Origin of the sequence: Caulobacter sp. HMWF025, from assembly GCF_003060965.1 — a bacterium.
GTDB lineage: Bacteria > Pseudomonadota > Alphaproteobacteria > Caulobacterales > Caulobacteraceae > Caulobacter.
Map to the genome: position 1 here is coordinate 1 of NZ_QAII01000110.1, position 1847 is coordinate 1847.

The following is a 1847-nucleotide window of genomic DNA, read 5'->3' on the forward strand; positions in this document are numbered from 1 at the left end:
CTTCAGGATACGACGCATCAGACCACGGGCTCCGGGGCAGGGGCGGCAGCGGGGGGCGGAGAGCCTTCAGGCCGGGGTGCCCAGTCGAGCAGGCGGCCCTCGCCCAGCAGCATCAGGCGCTCCTCGCCGTCGAGGTCGATGAGCACCAGCCGGCGGGTCGGGTCGAGGGCGAGGGTCTCGACCACCTTCAGGCGGCGGATCTGGCGAGCCGTAACCAGCCGCGCCAGGGCGTCTGGTCCGAACCGGCGCAGGCCCACGGCCGCCAGGCCGATCAGGCCCAGGGTCACGGCCAGGGCAGCAGTGGCGCGGAGTAATTCGAGGAGGTCCATGGCGCCCGGAACTGGTTTGGCGAGACAAGATGGCGCAGGCGAAATGCCCCGCTGTCTCTGGTGTGCCTGACGCACCTTAATGCCCGATTAACCCTGTTTCTTCACCATGTTCGCATGGGTCCCGATGACATTCCCCTTTTCGGCATGCTCAAGAGCCGGCTGGGCTATCTGGCCGACCGCCAGAAGGTCGTGGCCCAGAACGTGGCCAATTCCGACAGTCCGGGCTATGTGCCGCGCGATCTCAAGCCCTATAGCTTTCAGGCCTCGCTGATGAGCCACGGCTCGGGTCAGGTCTATCGCGGCGGTCGGGTGGCCCCGACCGGCGGCGTGCAGATGATGGCCACGTCCTCGGCGCACCAGGCTCCCAGCCACGCCGCTTCCGCCTGGCGGGCGACGGCCGGGGCTGATTCGGAAACCACCCTCGACGGCAATGCCGTGAGCCTCGAGGACCAGATGCTCAAGATGGCCGATGCGCGCATGAACTATGACGCCGCCGTCGGCTTCTATCAAAAATCCATGACCCTGCTGCGCACCGCTTCGCGCCGGCCGGGTAGCTGAGGACGAAGGCGATGCCCGAGATCAAGTCCCAGTCGCTTGCGACCATGGCCGTGGCCACCTCGGCCCTGCGCGCCCAGCAGGGTCGCATGCGGATCATCGCCGAGAACATCGCCAACGCCAACTCGACCGCGCGCACCGCGGGCGGCGATCCCTATCGCCGTCAGGTTCCCGTGTTCCAGCCGTTCAAGGTGGACGGCGGCGAGGGGGTCAAGATGATGCGGGTCGACCCCGACCAGAGCGACTTCAAGACCGAGTATGACCCGGGCAACCCGGCCGCCGACGCCAAGGGCTACGTCAAGCTGCCCAACGTCAATTCGCTGACCGAGGCGCTCGACATGAAAGAGGCGCAGCGCGCCTACGAGGCCAACCTCAATGTCATCGAGACCGCGCGCGCCATGCAGTCGCGCACCCTCGACCTGCTGCGCAAATAGGGGCTGACTGATGATCACCGCACTCGCAGCCGCCAAGGCCTATGCCTCGCAGGGGGCCATGTCGGTCGGCAATATCGGCTCGATCGGCGGCGGTGGGGCCGCCAAGGGCGTCGACTTCGGCGACCTGCTGAAGTCGGCCATGAACGATGTCGGCCACACCGCCAAGATGGCCGAGCACAAGATGGCCGACCAAGTGGCGGGCAAGGCCGAACTGATCGACGTGGTCACGGCCATCTCGTCGGCCGAGGCCAGCCTGGAAACCGTGATGGCCGTGCGCGACCAGGTGATCGCGGCCTATCAGGAAATCATGCGGATGCCGATCTGACGGCGTGAACGCCGGGGCAGGGCACTTGCGCGCTGCTTTTCCGGGTTCTGAGGCGGGGCTTCTGAGTTTGGCCTTCAGAGAAAGCGCGGATCGATGGCCATCTGGCCGTGGGTGATCGCATAGATGGCCAGCCACAGCCCCGCATTGGCCACGACCATCACGAAGACCACCAGGCCCAGCGGCCACTGCGGCGCGGCGCGGCGA

Annotated in this window: 4 protein-coding genes; 3 read left to right on the forward strand and 1 reads right to left on the reverse strand. The window is 66.9% G+C overall.

The features are described from left to right. Positions 1 to 17: 17 nt before the first annotated feature. Positions 18 to 329, reverse strand: coding sequence for a flagellar biosynthetic protein FliO (locus DBR10_RS12365; RefSeq protein WP_108504742.1), 312 nt, complete (start codon positions 327 to 329; stop codon positions 18 to 20). Positions 330 to 443: 114 nt separating this feature from the next. Here DBR10_RS12365 and flgB point away from each other — a divergent pair, with 114 nt between their 5' ends. Genes flgB through fliE form a run of 3 tightly spaced genes read left to right on the forward strand, consistent with a single transcriptional unit; the run spans position 444 to position 1643 of the window. Continuing rightward, positions 444 to 887 carry a flagellar basal body rod protein FlgB gene (gene flgB / locus DBR10_RS12370; RefSeq protein WP_108504741.1) on the forward strand — a complete coding sequence of 148 codons (444 nt, stop codon included), beginning with the start codon at positions 444 to 446 and terminating at the stop codon, positions 885 to 887. A gap of 11 nt (positions 888 to 898) precedes the next feature. Continuing rightward, a complete protein-coding gene (gene flgC, locus DBR10_RS12375) occupies positions 899 to 1318 on the forward strand; it encodes a flagellar basal body rod protein FlgC (protein WP_108504740.1) in 420 nt (139 codons plus the stop codon). 10 nt (positions 1319 to 1328) lie between these two features. Further along, complete coding sequence (fliE, locus tag DBR10_RS12380) at positions 1329 to 1643, forward strand: flagellar hook-basal body complex protein FliE (RefSeq protein ID WP_108556373.1); 315 nt, start codon at positions 1329 to 1331, stop codon at positions 1641 to 1643. Positions 1644 to 1847: the final 204 nt, after the last annotated feature.